This window comes from Chlorogloeopsis fritschii PCC 6912 (assembly GCF_000317285.1).
Taxonomy (GTDB): Bacteria; Cyanobacteriota; Cyanobacteriia; order Cyanobacteriales; family Nostocaceae; genus Chlorogloeopsis; species Chlorogloeopsis fritschii.
Map to the genome: position 1 here is coordinate 1 of NZ_AJLN01000092.1, position 1,196 is coordinate 1,196.

At 32.4% G+C, this 1,196-nt stretch carries 1 protein-coding gene; it reads left to right on the forward strand.

The genetic code is table 11. The features are described from left to right. Window positions 1-7: 7 nt before the first annotated feature. A complete protein-coding gene (locus UYC_RS0117455) occupies window positions 8-1,174 on the forward strand; it encodes an IS4 family transposase (RefSeq protein ID WP_016877500.1) in 1,167 nt (388 codons plus the stop codon). Window positions 1,175-1,196: the final 22 nt, after the last annotated feature.

The following is a 1,196-nucleotide window of genomic DNA, read 5'->3' on the forward strand; positions in this document are numbered from 1 at the left end:
AATGATAATGTTAGCTACATTGTACCAAAAGCAATTAAAAAGTCAATTGAGTTTAGCAGAATATCTGTTGCTAAAAATTTTGATACATCTGTTACAGTCAGTTAAAGAAGTAACTTTAGAAAAGTTAGCGAATGCACTACCTTTGGCAATTAAATTTGAAAGCAGAAGAAAAAGAATACAAAGATTTTTATCATTGCCAAATCTCACAATTGAAAAAATTTGGTTGCCAATTGTTCAAGAATTACTAGCAACATACTTTAGAGATGAAAAGATTATTTATATAGCAATTGATAGAACTAATTGGAGTCGGATAAACTTATTAATGGTCAGTATGATTTGGGATAAAAGAGCCATACCAATATATTTTAGCTTGTTGCCCAAATTAGGTAGTAGTAATATTACGGAACAGCAAAAAATATTATCTCAAGTAATTCCCATATTGAAAAATTATAAAATCTGTGTGTTAGGGGATAGAGAATTTTGCTCGGTAAAACTAGCAAAGTATCTTCAGAGTTGTCATGTATATTTTTGTTTGCGATTAAAAAAGAACGAATTTGTGGAAGTAAAAAAAGATATTTTTATAGAGTTAAGCAGTTTGGGTTTAACACCTGGAGTTTCTTTTTTTATCAAAGGAGTTAAAGTGACAAAGACTCAGGGTTTTATGAGTTTTAATGTTGCTGGCAAGTGGAAACGTAAAATTAACGGAGTAGCACCCCCAGAAGGATGGTTCATTTTAACAAGTTTTGAGAGCCTAAAGTCAGCAATTGCTGCTTACAAAAAGAGATTTGATATCGTTCGCCCTTGGCGTTCCCGAAGGGTAGAGATGTTTAGAGATTTCAAAAAAGGTGGTTATAATTTAGAAAAGACTAATGTGGAAAGTGAACGTTTTATTTCCCTGGTTTTATTGATAGCGATCGCTTACACTTCAGCAACAATTCAAGGTCAACAAATTAAACGTAAAGGAATCCAAAAATATGTAGCTCGTATTAAAGAATATGGTCGCTCAGAACGGAGACATAGTAGTTTTTATATCGGATTATATGGTCAAACTTGGGTGAATTTTAAAGATAGTTGTGTGGAATTAGTGGCAGAATTAATGAAAATTAATCGTAATAAGTGGAAGCATTATCAACAAGGTTTAAGAGCTATGAAGCTTATTGAGTCTATGTTGTAGCTTATTTCGTCTCCCCTTCAGG